The 16,871-nt window shown below is 71.7% G+C and carries 18 protein-coding genes; 8 read left to right on the forward strand and 10 right to left on the reverse strand.

Going from position 1 to position 16,871, the window contains the following annotated elements; all coding sequences use genetic code 11:
• Positions 1-10: 10 nt before the first annotated feature.
• The 4 genes from ACFWW9_RS18265 to ACFWW9_RS18280 form a co-directional block, all read right to left on the reverse strand.
• Positions 11-2,539 carry an ABC transporter permease gene (locus tag ACFWW9_RS18265; protein ID WP_390378614.1) on the reverse strand — a complete coding sequence of 843 codons (2,529 nt, stop codon included), beginning with the start codon at positions 2,537-2,539 and terminating at the stop codon, positions 11-13.
• On the reverse strand, positions 2,536-3,285 hold the full coding sequence (locus tag ACFWW9_RS18270) for an ABC transporter ATP-binding protein (RefSeq protein ID WP_390378662.1): 750 nt from the start codon (positions 3,283-3,285) through the stop codon (positions 2,536-2,538). Before ACFWW9_RS18270 ends, ACFWW9_RS18265 begins: the two co-directional genes overlap by 4 nt.
• 179 nt (positions 3,286-3,464) lie before the next feature.
• Positions 3,465-4,052 (reverse strand): TetR family transcriptional regulator, encoded by a 588-nt coding sequence (locus ACFWW9_RS18275; protein WP_390378617.1) that lies wholly within the window; start codon positions 4,050-4,052, stop codon positions 3,465-3,467.
• The gene (locus ACFWW9_RS18280; RefSeq protein WP_390378620.1) at positions 4,049-5,500 is read right to left on the reverse strand and encodes an FAD-dependent monooxygenase; all 1,452 of its coding nucleotides are present in this window, start codon (positions 5,498-5,500) and stop codon (positions 4,049-4,051) included. The genes ACFWW9_RS18275 and ACFWW9_RS18280 overlap by 4 nt, the downstream gene beginning before the upstream one ends.
• 67 nt (positions 5,501-5,567) lie before the next feature.
• Here ACFWW9_RS18280 and ACFWW9_RS18285 point away from each other — a divergent pair, with 67 nt between their 5' ends.
• Entirely contained in the window at positions 5,568-6,323 is a 756-nt protein-coding gene (locus tag ACFWW9_RS18285) for an SDR family NAD(P)-dependent oxidoreductase (RefSeq protein WP_390378623.1), read from the forward strand.
• On the opposite strand, the gene ACFWW9_RS18290 is transcribed toward ACFWW9_RS18285, so the two are convergent.
• Both ACFWW9_RS18290 and ACFWW9_RS18295 read right to left on the reverse strand, forming a co-directional pair.
• Positions 6,289-6,687, reverse strand: coding sequence for a hypothetical protein (locus ACFWW9_RS18290; RefSeq protein ID WP_390378626.1), 399 nt, complete (start codon positions 6,685-6,687; stop codon positions 6,289-6,291). The genes ACFWW9_RS18285 and ACFWW9_RS18290 overlap by 35 nt on opposite strands.
• A 63-nt stretch (positions 6,688-6,750) precedes the next feature.
• Positions 6,751-7,881 carry a fibronectin type III domain-containing protein gene (locus ACFWW9_RS18295; RefSeq protein ID WP_390378629.1) on the reverse strand — a complete coding sequence of 377 codons (1,131 nt, stop codon included), beginning with the start codon at positions 7,879-7,881 and terminating at the stop codon, positions 6,751-6,753.
• A 156-nt stretch (positions 7,882-8,037) separates the two neighbouring features.
• Between ACFWW9_RS18295 and ACFWW9_RS18300 the strand changes: the two genes are divergently transcribed.
• Positions 8,038-8,553: a DUF664 domain-containing protein gene (locus tag ACFWW9_RS18300; protein ID WP_390378632.1), complete on the forward strand. Its 516-nt coding sequence runs from the start codon at positions 8,038-8,040 to the stop codon at positions 8,551-8,553.
• 58 nt (positions 8,554-8,611) lie between these two features.
• Positions 8,612-9,991 (forward strand): amidase family protein, encoded by a 1,380-nt coding sequence (locus tag ACFWW9_RS18305; protein WP_390378635.1) that lies wholly within the window; start codon positions 8,612-8,614, stop codon positions 9,989-9,991.
• Between the two features lie 7 nt (positions 9,992-9,998).
• Here the strand turns inward: ACFWW9_RS18305 and ACFWW9_RS18310 are convergent, their stop codons facing one another.
• Positions 9,999-10,460 carry a VOC family protein gene (locus tag ACFWW9_RS18310; protein ID WP_390378638.1) on the reverse strand — a complete coding sequence of 154 codons (462 nt, stop codon included), beginning with the start codon at positions 10,458-10,460 and terminating at the stop codon, positions 9,999-10,001.
• Positions 10,461-10,572: 112 nt separating this feature from the next.
• Here ACFWW9_RS18310 and ACFWW9_RS18315 point away from each other — a divergent pair, with 112 nt between their 5' ends.
• Both ACFWW9_RS18315 and ACFWW9_RS18320 read left to right on the forward strand, forming a co-directional pair.
• Positions 10,573-11,454: a LysR family transcriptional regulator gene (locus ACFWW9_RS18315; protein WP_390378641.1), complete on the forward strand. Its 882-nt coding sequence runs from the start codon at positions 10,573-10,575 to the stop codon at positions 11,452-11,454.
• A gap of 4 nt (positions 11,455-11,458) precedes the next feature.
• Positions 11,459-11,992 carry an AAA family ATPase gene (locus ACFWW9_RS18320; protein ID WP_390378644.1) on the forward strand — a complete coding sequence of 178 codons (534 nt, stop codon included), beginning with the start codon at positions 11,459-11,461 and terminating at the stop codon, positions 11,990-11,992.
• Here the strand turns inward: ACFWW9_RS18320 and ACFWW9_RS18325 are convergent.
• Positions 11,989-12,825, reverse strand: coding sequence for an MBL fold metallo-hydrolase (locus ACFWW9_RS18325; protein WP_390378647.1), 837 nt, complete (start codon positions 12,823-12,825; stop codon positions 11,989-11,991). The genes ACFWW9_RS18320 and ACFWW9_RS18325 overlap by 4 nt on opposite strands.
• A gap of 73 nt (positions 12,826-12,898) precedes the next feature.
• Entirely contained in the window at positions 12,899-14,026 is a 1,128-nt protein-coding gene (locus ACFWW9_RS18330; RefSeq protein WP_390378649.1) for an aminotransferase class I/II-fold pyridoxal phosphate-dependent enzyme, read from the reverse strand.
• A 67-nt stretch (positions 14,027-14,093) separates the two neighbouring features.
• Between ACFWW9_RS18330 and ACFWW9_RS18335 the strand changes: the two genes are divergently transcribed.
• From ACFWW9_RS18335 to ACFWW9_RS18345, 3 genes are all read left to right on the forward strand, one after another.
• A complete protein-coding gene (locus ACFWW9_RS18335) occupies positions 14,094-14,714 on the forward strand; it encodes an alpha-ketoglutarate-dependent dioxygenase AlkB (RefSeq protein ID WP_390378665.1) in 621 nt (206 codons plus the stop codon).
• A gap of 176 nt (positions 14,715-14,890) precedes the next feature.
• Positions 14,891-15,517, forward strand: coding sequence for a DUF4360 domain-containing protein (locus ACFWW9_RS18340; RefSeq protein ID WP_390378652.1), 627 nt, complete (start codon positions 14,891-14,893; stop codon positions 15,515-15,517).
• A gap of 90 nt (positions 15,518-15,607) precedes the next feature.
• Positions 15,608-16,240: a DUF4360 domain-containing protein gene (locus ACFWW9_RS18345; protein ID WP_390378655.1), complete on the forward strand. Its 633-nt coding sequence runs from the start codon at positions 15,608-15,610 to the stop codon at positions 16,238-16,240.
• Positions 16,241-16,289: 49 nt separating this feature from the next.
• Here the strand turns inward: ACFWW9_RS18345 and ACFWW9_RS18350 are convergent, their stop codons facing one another.
• Positions 16,290-16,787, reverse strand: coding sequence for a hypothetical protein (locus ACFWW9_RS18350; protein WP_390378658.1), 498 nt, complete (start codon positions 16,785-16,787; stop codon positions 16,290-16,292).
• Positions 16,788-16,871 lie beyond the last annotated feature (84 nt).

Here is a 16,871-nt window from a genome sequence, read left to right on the forward strand (position 1 = left end):
ACCAACCTACCTACTCGTACGAGATCGCGTTCAGCACGTTGAGGCGCGCCGCTCGGATGGCGGGCAGGATCGCCGCGACCACGCCGACCGCCGCCGCCACCGCCAGGTAGGTACCCATTTGCGTCCACGGGAACCCGAGTTCGGTGATCCCCTCGTCCTTGAGCGCCTTGACGGTCGCCACGCCGAGCCCGCTGCCGACCAGCAGCCCGAGCAGCGCGCCGAACACCGAGATCACCACGGACTCCACGGTGATCATCCGCATCACCTGGGACCGGCGCATGCCGATGGCCCGCAGCAGCCCGAGTTCACGGGTCCGCTCGATGACCGACAGGGCGAGGGTGTTGATCACGCCGAGTACGGCGATGAGGATCGCCAGCGCCAGCAGGATCTGCACCATGAGCAGCACGGTGTCGAGCTGCGCGGCCTGCTCCTTCACGTACGCGCTGCGGTCCTGCACGGTGACCTCGGGGTTGTCCGCGAACAGCCCCTCGACCCGCTTCTGGACGTCGGCGACGGCCGTTCCGCCCGCGACCTTGGCGTAGGCGTCGGACACCTGCGGGCGGGTGAAGTCCGCGGCCGCGGCGGACGCGATCTGCACGCCCTCCATCACGCCGTTCTTGGCGTAGACGACGGCGACCGCGTACGTCTGCTGCTCCCCCTTGGCCAGCTGCACGGTCATCGTGCTGCCGACGTGGAGGTTCCGCTCCCGCGCGGTGTCCTCGCCGACGGCGACCGTGCGGCCGGTGACGGCGCCGAACGAGCCCTCCACGGCCTTGAGGCCGAACAGCCGCTGCATCGCCGGGTAGTCGGTGGCGGCCAGCAGGTACTGCCGCTTGCCGTCGACGAGGGCGGTGTCGCCCTGGAACCCGAAGGCGGACTCGACGCCGGGCGTCGACTTGACCTTGTCGAGCACCTCCGGCGCGAAGGAGCCGTTGTCGCCGCCGATGATCAGGTCGGCGGAGATCTGCGTGTCGGCGACCTTGGTGATGCTGGCCGTCGCGGACGTCAGGACGATGCTCACGCCGGTGATCAGCGCGATGCCGACCATGAGCGCGGCGGCGGTGATGGCCGTGCGGCGCGGGTTGCGGGCGGAGTTGCGGCGGCCGAGTGTGCCCGGCATCGACCACGACAGCAGGCCGCCGATGACCGCGACGACCGGCTTGCTGATCAACGGGGTGAGCAGCGCGACGCCGAGGAACGCGAGCAGGATGCCGGAGAACACCATCCACAGCACGCCGTTGCCGAGGCCGAACCCGAGCAGCGTGCCGCCCGCGGCGGACAGCACCGCGCCCGCGACGGTCGGCTTGGTCAGCGGCCGGTCCGGGGTGGCGGCCTCGCGCATCGCCGCGACCGGCGCGATCCGGGAGGCGCGGACGGCGGGGAACACCGACGCGGCCATCGTGACGAGGATGCCGACGGCGAACGAGGAGATCACCGCGGCGGCCGGGAGGCCGATGCTCGCGAGCTGGAGGCTGCCGCCGCCGAACGTGGCGAACAGGCTCGCCAGCAGCGCGCCGACGCCCACGCCGGCGGCGAGGCCGACGACCGAGGCGATCACGCCGATCACCAGCGCCTCCAGCACGACCGACGTCATCATCTGCTTGCGGCTCGCGCCCATGGCCCGCATCAGCGCGAGCTCCTTGGTCCGCTGCGCCACGATGATGGAGAACGTGTTGAAGATGATGAACGTGCCGACGAACAGGGCGATCCCGGCGAAGCCGAGCAGGATGTAGTTGAAGAACTTGAGGCCCTCGCCGATCGAGTCGGTCTGCGCCTTCGCCAGTTCCGCGCCGGTCTTCACCTGGTAGTCCGCGCCGACCGCGTCCACGATCCGGTCGCGCAGGACGTCCTGGGACACGCCGTCGGCGGCCTGGACCGTGATGGTGCTGACGGTGTCCGGCTCGCCGAGGAGCACGCGGTGCGCGGTCCGCGGCGCGAAGCTCATGCTCAGCTCGCCGCCGAGCGAGTCGCGGCCGCCCTGGTAGCCGTAGACGCCGACGACCTTGAAGGTCTCCTTGGGCAACGACGTCAGCACGGCGATGTCGTCGCCCACGGCGAACCCGCCGGACTTGGCCAGGAACCCGCCCAGCACGACCTCGTTGTCGGCGGTCGGGGCGCGCCCCTCGCGCAGCACCCGCTGGCCGGACAGGTCCTCGCCCCAGGCGTCGCCGAAGCGCGGCGCGCCGCTGGTGGTCATCACCTTGCCGTTCTTGCCGATCGGGCGAGCCGATCCGGTCACGTCGCCGGTGGCGGCCTTCACGCCGGACACGGCCTTCACCTTGTCCACAGTGGACTCGGGCAGCGTCGCCGCCGCGTCCGTGGGGTCGCCGCCGCCGTTGTCCCCGGTCTTCGGCTTCACGCTGACCTGGGCGTCGACTCCGGTGTAGACGCTGGAGAACAGGGCGTTGAACGACCGGTCGAGCGTGTCGGTCAGCACGAACGAGCCGGACACGAACATCACGCCGAGCACGACGGCGAGTCCGGACAGCACCAGGCGCAGCTTGCGCGCCATCAGGCTCTTGAGCGTGGCCCTGATCATCGCGCGACCACGCCGTCGAGGCTCTTCATCATGTCCAGCACGGCGTCGGCGGTCGGCTCCAGCAGTTCGCTGACGATCCGGCCGTCCGCCAGGAAGATCACCCGGTCCGCGTAGGACGCGGCGTTCGCGTCGTGCGTCACCATCACCACGGTCTGGCCGAAGTCCCGCGCGGACCGCTGGAGGAACCCGAGCACCTCCGCGCCGGACGTGGAGTCCAGGTTGCCGGTGGGCTCGTCGGCGAACACGACCTCGGGGCGGCTGACCAGCGCGCGGGCGCAGGCCACGCGCTGCTGCTGGCCGCCGGAGAGCTGCGTGGGCCGGTGGCTCAACCGGTCCCGCAGGCCCACGGTGTCGATGACCGTGTCGAACCACTCCCGGTCCACCTTGCGGCCGCCGATCGCCAGCGGCAGCACGATGTTCTCCTCCGCGGTCAGCGTCGGCAGCAGGTTGAACTGCTGGAAGATGAAGCCGACCTTGGTGCGTCTCAGGTCCGTGAGGCCCTTGTCCTTCAACCCGGTCACCTTGGTGTCCCCGACGAACACCTCGCCGGAGTCCACGTCGTCGAGGCCCGCGAGGCAGTGCATGAGCGTCGACTTGCCGGACCCCGACGGGCCCATGATCGCGGTGAACCGCCCCCGCTCGATCTCCACCGAGACGGCGTCGAGCGCGGTCACGGTGGCCTCCCCCGAGCCGTAGACCTTCGTCACGCCCACGGCCCTCGCCGCGACGGTCGTCGCCGTCCGCATGGTCGCTGTCACCGGATCCCCTTTTCCCCACGTGGTTGGTGTGCTGGGGAAATCCTGCCGATCGGCGGAGCGGGGCGCGTCGGGTAGGAACCCCATTCCACGCCGGGGGCTACCCCGAACCGGCCTAGGGGTTCAGCCCTGACGAACCGCCGTTCACCCCTTCGGTCGAAAGGCTCGGGTCACGAGTCCATCCGCGCCAGCGCGTCGAAACCGCGTTCCATCAACGTCGGCAGGTCGTCCGCGCCGTCCCCGTCGACCCACGTGCTCAGGGCGGTGGTCAACGCCCCCAGCGCGGCGGCGGCGAGCACACGCAGCTCGAACGTGACCTCGCCGCCGGTCCGGGCGGCCAAGGCCTCGACGAACAGCGCCTGCGTGCTGTCGCCGTTGCGCCACTGCCTGCCGCGCAGGGCCGGGGTGGTGAGGATGAGCCGGGTGCGGACGAGCAGGGCGTCCTTGTCGGTGTCGTAGACCGCGCGCATCCCGCGGACGACCGCCTCCCGCAGCGCGGCCAGCGGGCCGAGGTCGGCGGGCTGGGCGCGGATGAAGTCGATCAGCAGGGGGTCGTACTCGTCGTTCTCCACGACCGCTTCCTTGCTGGGGAAGTAGCGGAAGAACGTCATGGGCGAGACCTCGGCGGCGGCCGCGATCTGCTCCACGGTCGTCGCGTCGTAGCCGTTGGCCAGGAACAGCCGCAGCGCGTGCTCCTGGATGGCCTTCCTGGTGCGGGCCTTCCGCTGCTCGCGCAGTCCCGGTGCTGGTGAACTCACGTCCCCAGGATGCCGGTCAGCCACGCGTCGAGCGCGTCGGGCACCTCCTTCCCGCGCCAGGCGAGGTGGCCGTCGGGGCGGATCAGCAGCGTGTCGCCGTCGGCGGGCAGCACGGTGACGCGGTCCTCCCCCAGCCTCTTGCGGGCCACGAGCGCGCACCGCTCGCCGCCGAACAGCACCCAGCGCGTGCCCAGTTCGGCGTGCAGGCGGCTGGGCGTGCCGTCCACGAGCACCGGGCGGTCGGGCACGCGGTCGCCGGGGCGGGGTCCGCCGCCGAACCGGTGACCGCCGAGCGGTCCGCCGCGGTAGGTGACCTTGAGCTGCGAGGACTTCTCCCAGATCGCCTTCTGCACGAACCGGCGGTTCATCAGCCGCACCACCACGTGGTCGCGGAGGAACCGGGCGGCCGCGGACTCGCCGACGAGCACGGCGGTCATGCCGCTGGTAGTCGACAGCACGCCCTCGGCGATCGGCCGCCGTTCGGCCTCGTAGGTGTCCAGCAGCGTCGACTCGGCGCGGCCGGAGGCGACCAGCGCGAGCTTCCACGCCAGGTTCTCCGCGTCGCCGAGGCCGGTGTTCATGCCCTGGCCGCCGAACGGGCTGTGGATGTGGGCGGCGTCGCCCGCGAGCAGCACGCGGCCGACGCGGTAGGTGTCGGCGAGCCTGCGGTGGAAGCGGAAGCTGGAGGTCCACGCGGTGGAGGTGACCACCGCGTCCGGCAGCTTCCCCTGGGTGCGCAGCAGCCCGGCCATGGTCGCGGCGACGTCGCCGTCGTCGGGGAACCCCGCGGGAGCGGGGGCCATCAGCCGCCACACGCCGCCCGGCAGCGGGAACGCGGCCAGCATGTCCTCACCGCTGAGCCACACCGCGACGGCGTCCCGGTCGAGCGGCAGGTCGACGTGCGCGTCGGCGAGCAGGAACCGCTCGACCAGCGGAGCGCCGGGGAAGCCGATGCCCGCGGCCTTGCGCACGGCGCTGTGCGCGCCGTCGCAGCCGACGAGCCAGTCCGTCCGCTCCACCCGGCCGCCGGTCGTGGTGACCAGGACGCCGGACGCGTCCTGCTCCATGCCCTCCAGCGCCGTGCCCCACTCGACCACGCCGCCGAGCTCGGCGAACCGGCGGCGCAGCTCCCCCTCCACCTCGGCCTGCGAGATCATCAGGCCGCGCCGCTTGACCAGCTTCGTGACCTGGCCGACTTTCAGTTCCCCCAACGGTTTCCCGTTGACGGCGATGGCGATCCGGGCGATGCCGATGGACCGCTCGGGGAGGTCGCCCAGCGCTCCGAGGCGGTCGAGCACCTCCGCCCCGCGGGGCTGGAGGCCGAGCGCGCGGGACGTGACGGCGGGCCCCTCGGCCCCGTCGACCACCCGCACCGGGATTCCCGCACCGAGCAACCCGCACGCCAGCACGAGTCCGGTCGGTCCTGCTCCTACGACGGTGACGTTCATGGGTGAAGTGTTACTCACTACCAATTGATAGTCAATAACACTTTCTCGGCTGGGGCAGACTTCGACCATGAGCGGAGCACTGGTGACGGGTGGAGCGCGCGGAGTCGGCGCGGCGGTGGCGAGGGCGTTGGCCGGAGCGGGCCTGCGGGTGGCGGTGCACGCGAGGGCGGACGTGGCCGCGGCCGAGGCGGTGGTGAAGGCGCTGCCGGGCGACGGGCACGCGGTGGTGAGCGGCGACCTCGCCGACCCGGAGGCGGTCGCGGCGTTCGTCGCGGAGGCGGTCGCCGCGCTCGGGGACGTGGACGTGCTGGTCAACAACGCCGGGATCTACACCGAGCACCCGCTGCCGACCACGTCGTACGCGGAGTGGATCGCCGAGTGGCGGCGGACCACGGACGTCAACGTGCTGGGCGTCGCGAACACCACGTGGTGCTTCGTCGACCACCTGCGCGCCCGGTCCCGCGGACCGGAGGGCGCGCGGATCATCACCGTCGGCTCGCGCGGCGCCTACCGGGGTGAGCCGACCGCCCCCGCGTACGGCGCGTCGAAGGCCGCCGTGCACTCGTTGACGCAGTCGCTCGCCGTGTCGCTGGCCCCGCTCGGCGTCGCCGTGACGGCCGTGGCGCCGGGGTTCGTGGACACCGACATGACCTCGGACATCCTCGCGGGCGAGCGCGGCGACGCGATCCGCGCCCAGAGCCCGTTCAACCGGGTGGCCACCCCCGACGACGTCGCGTCGGCCGTGGCGTGGCTCGCGACGCCCGGCGCGGGCTGGGCGAGCGGCGCGGTCATCGACCTGAACGGAGCCTCTCACCTGCGGTAGCGGCGACCCGCCAGCGCTCGGCGCGCTTGGCCACGGCGTAGGTGTAGCCGATGGACACGAACAGCAGCGGCATCACCACGACGGCGAGCGGCACGCCCACCAGGAACAGGTCGGCGGACGCGAGGTTCGCCCGGAACGCCCACACCGGCACGCCCACCATGGACACCGCCAGCCCACCCCACAGCACCACCATGACCACGAGCCACAAACCCTTGGACAGCAGCAGATCGACCGGTCCACGCCGAGGCGGCGGCGCGTCCCGGTCGACCTCGATGGCCGCGGGCAGACCGGACGCCTGACCGAACCAGACCGGCCACTGGACCACGATGTAGCCCAACAGGTCTCGGGCGGGCTGCTTCACCATGCCGGGCAACCTACCCTCCCGACGGGCGAAGGACACCACCGTGATGTCCTTCGCCCGCAACGGTCAGCAGGTCGTCGGGAAGACGTCGCGGAGGGTGAAGTCGACCCACACGACGCCGAAGTCCTGCCGGGTCACGGAAGCGAGCTTCGTGCCGAGGGTCTTGGGGACGGGCTTGGCTTCGAGGTTCCACCACTTCTTGTCGGGCTGGTAGCCGATCTGGTACATCACCGGATTCGGGTAGTAGCGGTCCGCCCACGCCTTCATCTCGGCCAGGAAACCCGTTGTGCTGTCGAAGAACTGGCTGTCGTCCACGAACACGATGCCGCCGCGGTAGGTGGGCGGCATGGACGACTGGTCGAAGTGCTTGAGGAACAGCGTGTAGCTCGACTTGACGCTCTTGACCTTCTTCTCCCACTTCTCGGCCAGGGCGTCGGTCACCGGGTCGTTGAGGTCCGGGCCCGGCGGGTTGTACCACTCCACGTCCACGCCGAAGCCGACGACGCTGGGGTGGTGGGCGTAGCGCTTGAGCACGAGGTCGATCACCGTCGCCATGTCGGCGAAGCCGGGTTCGACCTGGAGCCACACCTTGACGCCGTGGGTGTCGAAGTACTTCAGGTACGCCTCGTGCTTGTCCGTGCTCGCGAACGCGATGCGCGAGCCGTAGTCCTTGCCGTCGTTCGGCCTCGGGAACTGGAGGCTCACGCCGTCGTTCTCGATGTTGCCGACGATCCACACCGCGGCGGGCGTCGAGCCTGCGAAGTAGCCGCTCGCCGTCCTCATCGCCTTCTCCCAGCCGCACGAGGTCGGGAACGGGCTGATGCCGTAGCTGGACGACCGGGCGCCCGCGTAGGCGGCCTTGCCGCCACCGCCTCCGGGATCGCTCCCGGTGCGGACGGTGACCGGTGCGGAGTCGGCCGACACGGCGCCGGAGGCGTTGCGCGCGCGGACGCGGAACGTGTACGAGGTCGACGGCTTCAGGCCGACCGACATCGCCGACGGGATGTCCGCCGCGGCGACGAGCGCCCCGTCGCGGAGCAGGTCGTAGCCGGTGGCGCCGGAGGACGCCTTCCACACCAGCGCGACGGACGTGCCGGTGGTGCCGGTGACCTTGAGGCCGGTCGGGGTGGGGAGGGCCGCGGCGGTGGCGGCCGTGCCGGACAGCGCCAGCGCCGTCGCGGCCACGAGGGTGGTCAAGACCGTTCGATACCTGGGACGCACGCGTTCACCTTTCAGCCGGTGCGGCCGCGCAGTGGCGGTCTGGCTGAGCCGCGTAATAGTTAGGAATCTTTCCTATCAGTGGGACGGAGGTCAACCCCGCGGCGAGGCCCCGCCACGACTACCGTCGACCCCATGAGCACCGAGACGAGCACCGCTCTGCTGGTCGACGCCCTGGACCGGGTGCGCGAGGTGGTCCACCAGGCCGCCGACGGGCTGACCCCGGACCAGCTCTCCCACCGCGTCGGTGGTTCCGCCAACTCCATCGCCTGGCTGGTGTGGCACCTGACCCGCGTCCAGGACGACCACGTCGCCGACGTGGCGGGCGTCGAGCAGGTGTGGACCGCGCAGGGCTGGAACCGCAAGTTCGCCCTCCCCCTCGACGACGCCGACATCGGCTACGGCCACACCTCCGAGCAGGTGGGCCAGGTGACCGTGGCCGAGGTCGACCTCCTGCTCGGCTACCACGACGCCGTGCACCGCGCGTCGGTCGACTACGTCCGGGGCCTGGCGGACGAGGACTTCGGCCGGGTCGTGGACGAGCGCTGGGACCCGCCGGTCACGCTCGCGGTCCGGCTGGTCAGCGTGGTGTCCGACGACCTCCAGCACGCCGGGCAGGCGGCCTTCGTGCGCGGGCTGCTCGACGCTTGACCCTGACACCGTGTCAGGCCGTAGAACCGGGCTTCCACAACGGAAGAGGAGAACGACCGTGGACGTCCTGTTCGGATCCGCCACCGACGCGGCCGCGCTGCTGCGCCGAGGGGAACTCTCGGCACGCGAGCTGACCGAGGCGCAACTGGCCCGTGTCGACGCCGTGAACCCGGCGCTGAACGCGGTCGTGGAGGTCCGCCGCGACGCCGCCCTGACCGCCGCCGACGAAGCGGACGCGGCACTGGCGCGCGGCGAGGACGTGGGCCCGCTGCACGGCGTGCCGACGACCGTGAAGGACTGCCTGGACGTCGCCGGGATGCGCACGACGTGGGGCGTCCCGGCGTTCGCCGACTTCGTGGCCGCCGAGGACGCGACCGTCGTGCGCAGGCTGGCCGCGGCGGGCGCGACCGTGTTCGGCAAGACCAACCCGCACGAGATGCTCGGCGACTACGGCCAGACGGTCAACGACGTCTACGGGCGCACGAACAACCCGTGGGACGTGACGCGCACGCCCGGCGGGTCGACCGGCGGCGGCGCGGCGGCGGTGGCCGCGGGCCTGTCGTTCGTGGAGTACGGCTCGGACCTCGTCGGCTCGATCCGCATCCCCGCCTCGTTCTGCGGCGTCTACGGCCTCCGGCCGAGCGCGGACACCGTGCCGCTCACCGGGTTGCGGGTGCCGCGCACGCCGCACGCCCCGAGCGAGTGGCTGTACCTGTCCACGATCGGGCCGCTGACCCGGTCCGCCGCCGACCTGCGCTCGGTCCTGCGCGCCACGGCCGGGCCCGAGGGCGTGGCGGCGCGCGCGTACTCGTGGCGGCTCCCCGAGCCCCGGCACACCCGGCTGGCCGACTACCGCGTCGGCGTCGTGCTGGACCACCCGAGCGCGCCGGTGTCCAGCGAGGTCGCCGCCGTGCTGTCGAACGCCGTGGACGCGCTGGGCCGCGCGGGCGCGAAGGTCGTCGAGGGCTGGCCGGACGGGATCGACCCGGACCGGCACGCGGAGACGTTCGGCTTCCACGTGGGCCTGTTCTTCGCGTTCCAGCAGTCCGGCCACGACTTCGCGCCGCTGAGCGAGGTGATCGAGCAGGAGAACCTGCGCATGGCGTCGCGGACGGCGTGGGAGCGGTACTTCGCCGACGTCGACGTGCTGCTGTGCCCGACGAACTTCACGCCCGCGTTCCCGCACGACACCAGGCCGTTCGGCGAGCGGGTGATCGCCACGCCGGAGGGCGACCGCCCGTACGACGCCCAGCCGTTCTGGGTCGCGCACGCCGCGCTGCCCGGCCTGCCCGCCGTGTCCGCGCCGGTCGGCCGGACCGCGAGCGGTCTGCCGGTGGGCGCGCAGGTGATCGGGCCGCGGCTGGAGGACGACACCGCGATCACGTTCGCCGAACTGCTGGCCGACGTCGTCGGCGGGTACGAGCGCTCGCCGGCGTGAGGCCCGGTCAGCCGAGCTGCTCGGCCAGCGCGACCAGGACGCCCGCGGGCCCGCGGAGGTAGCAGAGCCGGTAGCTGTCGCCGTACTGCACCACCTCGCCGAGGAGCTCGGCCCCGTGCGGCCGCAGGCGCTCCAGGACGTCGTCGAGGTCATCGACGGCGAACATGACGCGGTGGCCGCCCAGGACGTTCGCCGGGGCGTGCGGGTCGCCGTCCAGGATCGACGGCGAGTGGTACTTGGTCAGCTCCAGCCGTCCGTGGCCGTCCGGGGTGCGCATCATCGCGATGTCCGACCGGACGCCCTCCAGCCCGACGAGCCGGTCCACCTCGCCGCCCTCGACGGTGGCCTCGCCCTCCAGTTCCAGGCCGAGTTCGGTGTAGAACGCCTTCGCGGCCGCGAGGTCGTCGACGACGATGGCGACGTTGTCCATCCGCCGGATCGACGAGCGCGCGGGGGCCGTGCCGGTCATGGTGGTTCTCCTGGTTCGAGCCTTGTGGTCGTGAGGTCCGGCTCAGCCTCTCTCCCCCAGACTCATTCGTCCAATGACAATGGTTGGGCGAACACATGCGTACTCTTGATGGATGCTCGACGTCCTGCGGTTGCGGATCCTGGCGGCGATCGCCGCGCACGGCTCGGTCACCAAGGCCGCCAAGCACCTGAACTACTCCCAGCCCGCTGTCAGCCACCACCTGGCCAGGCTGGAGGCCGAGACCGGCGCCAAGCTCGTGCAGCGGGTCGGCCGGGGCATCCGGCTCACGCCGGAGGGCGAGCACCTGGCCCGCCGCGCCGCCGAGATCATCGGCCGGGTCGACGCCGCCGCGGCGGAGCTGTCCGCGATGGTGGGCCTGCGCACGGGCCGGGTCCGGGTCGCGGGGTTCCAGTCGGCGCTCGCCGCGCTGGTGCCGCACGCCGCGGGCACCCTGCGCCGCGAGCACCCCGGCGTGGACCTGCACCTGGTCGAGGCGCACCCGCGCGTGGCGCTGGACCTGCTGCGGGCCGGGGAGGTCGACGTCGCGGTGGCCTTCGACTACGACGGCGCGACCCCGGACGACCTGCGCACCACGCACCTGTTCGACGACCCGATGTACCTGCTCAGCCTGGAACCGGACCAGACGCTGGCGGGCAACCGCGACTCCGCGTGGATCGCGGGCTGCGAGAACTGCCGCCGCGAGTTCGTCGAGGCCTGCGACCGCGCGGGATTCGTGCCGCCCATCGCGTACACCAGCGACGACATCATCGTGCAGCAGGCGCTGGTCGCCGCGGGCATGGGCGTGACCACCATGCCGGGCCTGGCGCTGCGCACCCACCACGCGCCGGGCATCCGGGCCAGCGTCCTGCGCGACTTCCGACGGCACGTCTACCTGGCCACCTACGGCGACCCGCCGGACCCGCCCGCGGCCGCGGCGTTCATCACCGCCCTGCACCGCGCCGTCGACCAGACCCGTCCCGGCGACGGGCCCTGACGCCGTGCGGCCCTCGCTCGTGCTGATGGTCGGCCTTCCCGGCGCGGGCAAGACCACCCGCGCCAGGGAACTCGCCGCCTCGCTCCACGCGCTGCGCCTGACCCCGGACGAGTGGATGATCCCGCTGTTCGACGGCGCGCAACCCGACGGCAAGCGCGACCTGCTGGAGGGACGCCTCATCACACTGGCCCTGCAAGCGCTGCGCGTGGGCACCTCGGTCGTGCTCGACTTCGGCCTCTGGTCGCGCGACGAGCGGTGGGCGTTGCGCAGTCTTGCCGCCTCCGCCGGGGCGAACTCCCAAGTGGTCTACCTGCCGGTCGACGAGACCGCACAACGCGCCCGCGTGGCCCACCGCCAGTCGACCGCCCCGCACACCACGTTCCCGATGCCCGACACCGACCTCGCCACGTGGCGAACGCTGTTCCAGATCCCCGACGCCACCGAACTGGACGGCCATCCGATCCCCGACCCGCCACCGGGGTGGGCCGGGTGGACGGAGTGGGCGGTCGACCGCTGGCCCTCGCTCGACCCGGACTAGAGCGCCTCGGGGACGCCGGGGGTGAGCCAGCGGAGGCGGTGGGCGAGGCCCGCGTCGGAGAACGCGGCGACGATCTCCGGGCGGCCCTCGGTGAAGTGGCTCCACGACGCGTAGTGCAGCGGCACGATCGTGTGCGCGCCGAGGGTCGAGGCCAGGGCCGCGCCTTGGCGGCCGTCGAGCGTGAGCAGCCTGCCGGGGTCGAAGGCGTCGACGACGGCGGCTCCCAGGTGCAGCAGGGCGGTGCCGATGGTGAACCGCCTGCCGATCTCGTCCAGTTCGCCGAAGTCGACGGTGTCGCCGGAGACGTAGACGGCCTCGGACTCGCCGGGGACCTCGATGACGAACCCGATCACCTCGACGCACCGGCCGTGGACGCACGGGGTGGCGGTGATGCGGAGCGTGCGGTCCCCGACGGTCAGCTCGTGCGCGGACCACGCCTCCAGCCCGACCGCGCCGCCGCCGATCCGGGCCGCGCCCGCGATCGTCGTCACCACCGGGCGGCCGTCGAGCAGCGTGCGGCCCGCCGCGTCCAGGCTGTCCGGGTGGTCGTCGTGGCTGAGCAGCACGGCGTCGACCGGGGGCAGGTCCGTGAGCGCCACGGCCGGGCCCTCGGTGTGCTCCAGGACCGCGGTCCCGCAGCGGTACGCCCTCGGGGCGTCGAACACCGGGTCGGTGACCAGGGTCAACCCGCCGATCTCCAGCACGACCGTGGACGTGCCGACGTGCGTGGCGACGAGCTTGACCCTGGGTCGCCGGGGCAGCCCGGACAGCGCTGCGTGGTCGCCGAGGCCCGCGGCGACCAGTCCGGAGGCGACCCCGTGTGGCACGTTCATGCCACCAGGCTCCTACCCCGGAGGGCTCGGCCGCAATGCCGACACGCCTCCGTGGCCGCCGTCGGCCCCACCGTCAGCCCCGTCGTTCGAGCCAGTCCGCCCACCGGTCGAGCCCCTCACCTGGTCCGACGCGGCCCACGCCGATCCGGAACCGGTCCTCGGGCGTGGGTGTCAGGTCCGAGCGGTAAACGCTTGCCGGCAGCAGCAGGACGCCTTCCTCCGCCACCAGGTCGGCGCACATCGCCTCCACGCCGTCGGCCCCGAGGTAACGCGGGTAGGCCACGCAGCCGCCCTGCGGCGGGGCCCACTCGAACAGCTCGGGGAACCGGGCGAAGAAGGCGTCGAACACCGGCAGGTTGTCGTCGATGATCCGCCGGTTGCGCGCGAGGATCCGGTCGCCCGCCCGGAGCGCGATGAGCGCCAGCACCTCGCTGGGCGCGGAGTTGCAGATCGACGTGTAGTGCTTCGCGCCCTCCAGCCGGGCCAGCAGCGCCCGGTCGCGGCAGGCGATCCAGCCGATCCGCAGCCCCGGCAGGCCGTAGGCCTTCGACATGACGTTCAACGACAGCGCGGTCGGCGACAGGTCGGCCGCCTGCGGCAGCGCGGGACCGCTCTCCAGGCCGCGGTAGACCTCGTCGCTGAACAGCAGCACGCCGCGCTCGTCGCACAGCGCCACGAGCCGCGCCCATGTAGCCGGGTCGGGCACCGCGCCGGTCGGGTTGTTGGGGAAGTTGACCGACACCATCCGGGTGTTCGGCCGCAGCGCCGCCTCCACGGCGTCCACGTCGAGCGCCCACCCGTCGTCCTCGCGCAGCGCCACCCCGGACACCTCGCACAGCGCGAGCGGGACCGTCTCGGCGGCCTGGTAGTTCGGCGTGACCACGACGACGTGGTCGCCGGGCTCCAGCAGCGTCGTCATCGCCAGGTACAGCGCCTCCTCCGCCCCGGCGAAGCACAGCACGTCCTCGGCGGCCACGTGGTCGTAGGTCGCGGCGACGGCCTCGCGCAGCGCGGGCAGGCCCCACGTCTCGGTGTAGCCCAGGTGCAGCGACTCCCACCGCTCGCGCCCGTCGTCGTCGGCCAGCGCCAGCAACTCGGCCAGCGACAGGGTCTGCGCGTCGGAGGCGGTCAGGTGGTAGCGGGCGGCGAACTCCCACCGGGAGAAGTGCTTCTCCAGCCGGAAGTCGGGAAGGGATGGCATGACCTGGACAGTAGTTCCCGTTTGGACAGAATGTCCACAGTCGAACACCCGTTCGAGCTGGGTTACGCTGGTCGGCGTGCAGGCATCGCTGTTCGACGACTCCGAGGCGGTCGGCCTCCGCCCGCTGACCGTGCGGCGGACGCGGCTGGACGACACCGCGTGGGTCGACCTGCGGCCGGGGTGGCTCACCGGCGCGACCGACCTGTTCGCCGAACTGGCCGAGGGCGTGCCGTGGGTGGCCGAGCGGCGGCAGATGTACGACCGGGTCGTCGACGTGCCGCGCCTGCTGTGCTTCTACGACGAGCGCGCGCCGCTGCCGCACCCGGTGCTGACCGCGGCCCGCGAGGCGTTGAGCGAGCACTACGCCGCCGAACTCGGCGAGCCGTTCCGGACGGCGGGCCTGTGCTACTACCGCGACGGGCGCGACAGCGTGTCGTGGCACGGCGACACGATCGGCCGCGGGGCGACCGAGGACACGATGGTCGCGATCGTGTCCGTCGGCGCGCCGCGCGCCCTGCTGCTGCGGCCGCGCGGCGGCGGCGCGACCGTGCGGCACGCGCTGGGCCACGGCGACCTGATCGTCATGGGCGGCTCGTGCCAGCGGACGTGGGAGCACGCGATCCCGAAGACTGCGAAACCCGTGGGGCCGCGCGTCAGCGTCCAGTTCCGGCCGCGCGGAGTGCGCTGACCCATTTCTCGAGTCAACCGGTGAATTTCCGACGGCGACGGAGAACCTTTTCCATTCGCCGCCGGTAAAATGTGTGGGAATTTTTACTCCATCCAGCCCGATGACCTCACAACGGGCGTGCGCTACCGTTCGAATCCTGCGCCGCCATCAGGCCGAGGTATCGGAAAGGTATCCCCATGCTCACTGCGATGGCTGCTGCCGTCCTGGCTTTGTCGACGGTCGCGGGCCCGACCGCGGACGCCGATTCACCACCGGACGACCGGATCACGGTCACCGTCGTCACGGTCAACGGATCGGGGTGCCCGGCGGGCACCGCGGCCGTGGCCCCGGCGGCGGACAACACCGCGTTCACCGTGACCTACAGCGACTTCCTCGCCCAGATCGGCGTCGGCGCTGGACCGACCGACTTCCGGAAGAACTGCCAGCTCAGCCTGCGGGTGAACTACCCGCAGGGCTTCACCTACGGAATCGCACAGGCCGACTACCGCGGCTTCGCCCACCTCGCGGCGGGCGCGAAGGGCACGGAGAAGGCGAGCTACTACTTCTCCGGATCACCGTCCACGGGGGCGACCCACCCGTTCAGCGGGCCGCTCAGCGACGACTGGCAGACGACCGACAAGACCGAGGTCGCGTCGATCGTCTTCGCCCCGTGCGGCGAGCAGCGGATCCTGAACGTGAACACCGAATTGCGCGTGAGCGCGGGCACGTCGGACATCTCGAAAACGACCAGTTTTATGGCGATGGATTCCACGGACGGAAGCGTCAAGACGACATTCCACTTCGCGTGGAAGCACTGCCCGTAACGTTTTCAGGGCCGCCAGGAACGTTTTCACCTCCCTCTGGAACGTTTTCATTTCGTCGCGCCGCCACTCACCGCATCAGAAAGGTGCACCATGCCCAGTGCGATCACGGCTGCCCTGTTGTCCCTCGCGATCACGTTCCCTCCCGGCGGCGCGCCGAACACCGTTCCCCCGCCGGACCACATCACGATCGACGTCGTGACCGTGAACGGCTCGGGCTGCCCGGCGGGCACGGCGGCGGTGGCGGTCTCCCCGGACAACAAGGCGTTCACGGTGACCTACAGCGACTTCCTCGCCCAGGTCGGCATCGGCGCCCTGCCCACCGACTTCCGGAAGAACTGCCAGCTCAACCTGCGCGTCAACGTCCCGCAGGGCTTCACCTACGGCATCGCCCAGGCCGACTACCGCGGCTTCGCCCACCTGGAGCGAGGTGCCAGCGGCACGGAACGGGCCAACTACTACTTCCAGGGCATGTCACCCACGGCGTACAAGTCCCACACCTACAACGGCCCGTTCAGCGACGACTGGCAGGCCACCGACACCACGGAGGTGGCCGCGATCGTCTACTCCCCGTGCGGTGAGCGCCGCAACTTCAACATCAACACCGAACTCCGCGTGGCGGCGGGCACCTCCGACCCGACGAAGACCACCAGCTTCATGGCGATGGACTCCACCGACGGCACGATCGAGACGACCTACCACTTCGCCTGGAAGCAGTGCCCGTAGCCCTCTGACCGCGAAGTCCCCGCTCACCTCCGGGTGGCGGGGACTTCGGCTACCCGCCCACGGTCGCGTTCAGGGACACCGAGAGGTACGTGCCGCCGGACTTGCCCTCGCGGACGACCTGGCCGTCGACGGTGATCTTCGCGCTGATCTCCAGCGTTCCCGGTCCCGCCTCCGCCACCAGGCTGATCGCCTGCTGGCCGGGGTCGACCGGGAGTTCGACGGTCGTGGTCCACGGCAGGGGGACGTCGGTGGCCGCCATGGTTCCGCCGGTGCCGTCGGTGCTGTACGTGGCGGTGCCCGTGCCCGCCCCGGTCACCTCGAACACCACGATGTGCACGGGCGTCGGCGGTACCGCCGGGGCACTGGGCGGGACTTCCAGGCCGGGCTTGGGGGGTGGGGTGGAGGTCGTGGGGGTGGCGGTCGGGGTGGTGTTGCCGTTGCCGCCCGTGGCGATGACGCCGAAGACGACGAGCGCTCCCACGAGACCGACGACCCAGAGCCACTTCAGGCTGTTCTTCGGCTTCTGGACGGCCTGGTCCAACGACATCTGGGCACTCCCGAGGCGAACGGCTGCGACCTCATGACGTCGTGCCCGCCGGGCCGTCCGTTACATCCACTGTGGACGTAAAAC

It is taken from the genome of Umezawaea sp. NPDC059074 (genome assembly GCF_042738955.1).
Lineage (GTDB): Bacteria > Actinomycetota > Actinomycetes > Mycobacteriales > Pseudonocardiaceae > Umezawaea.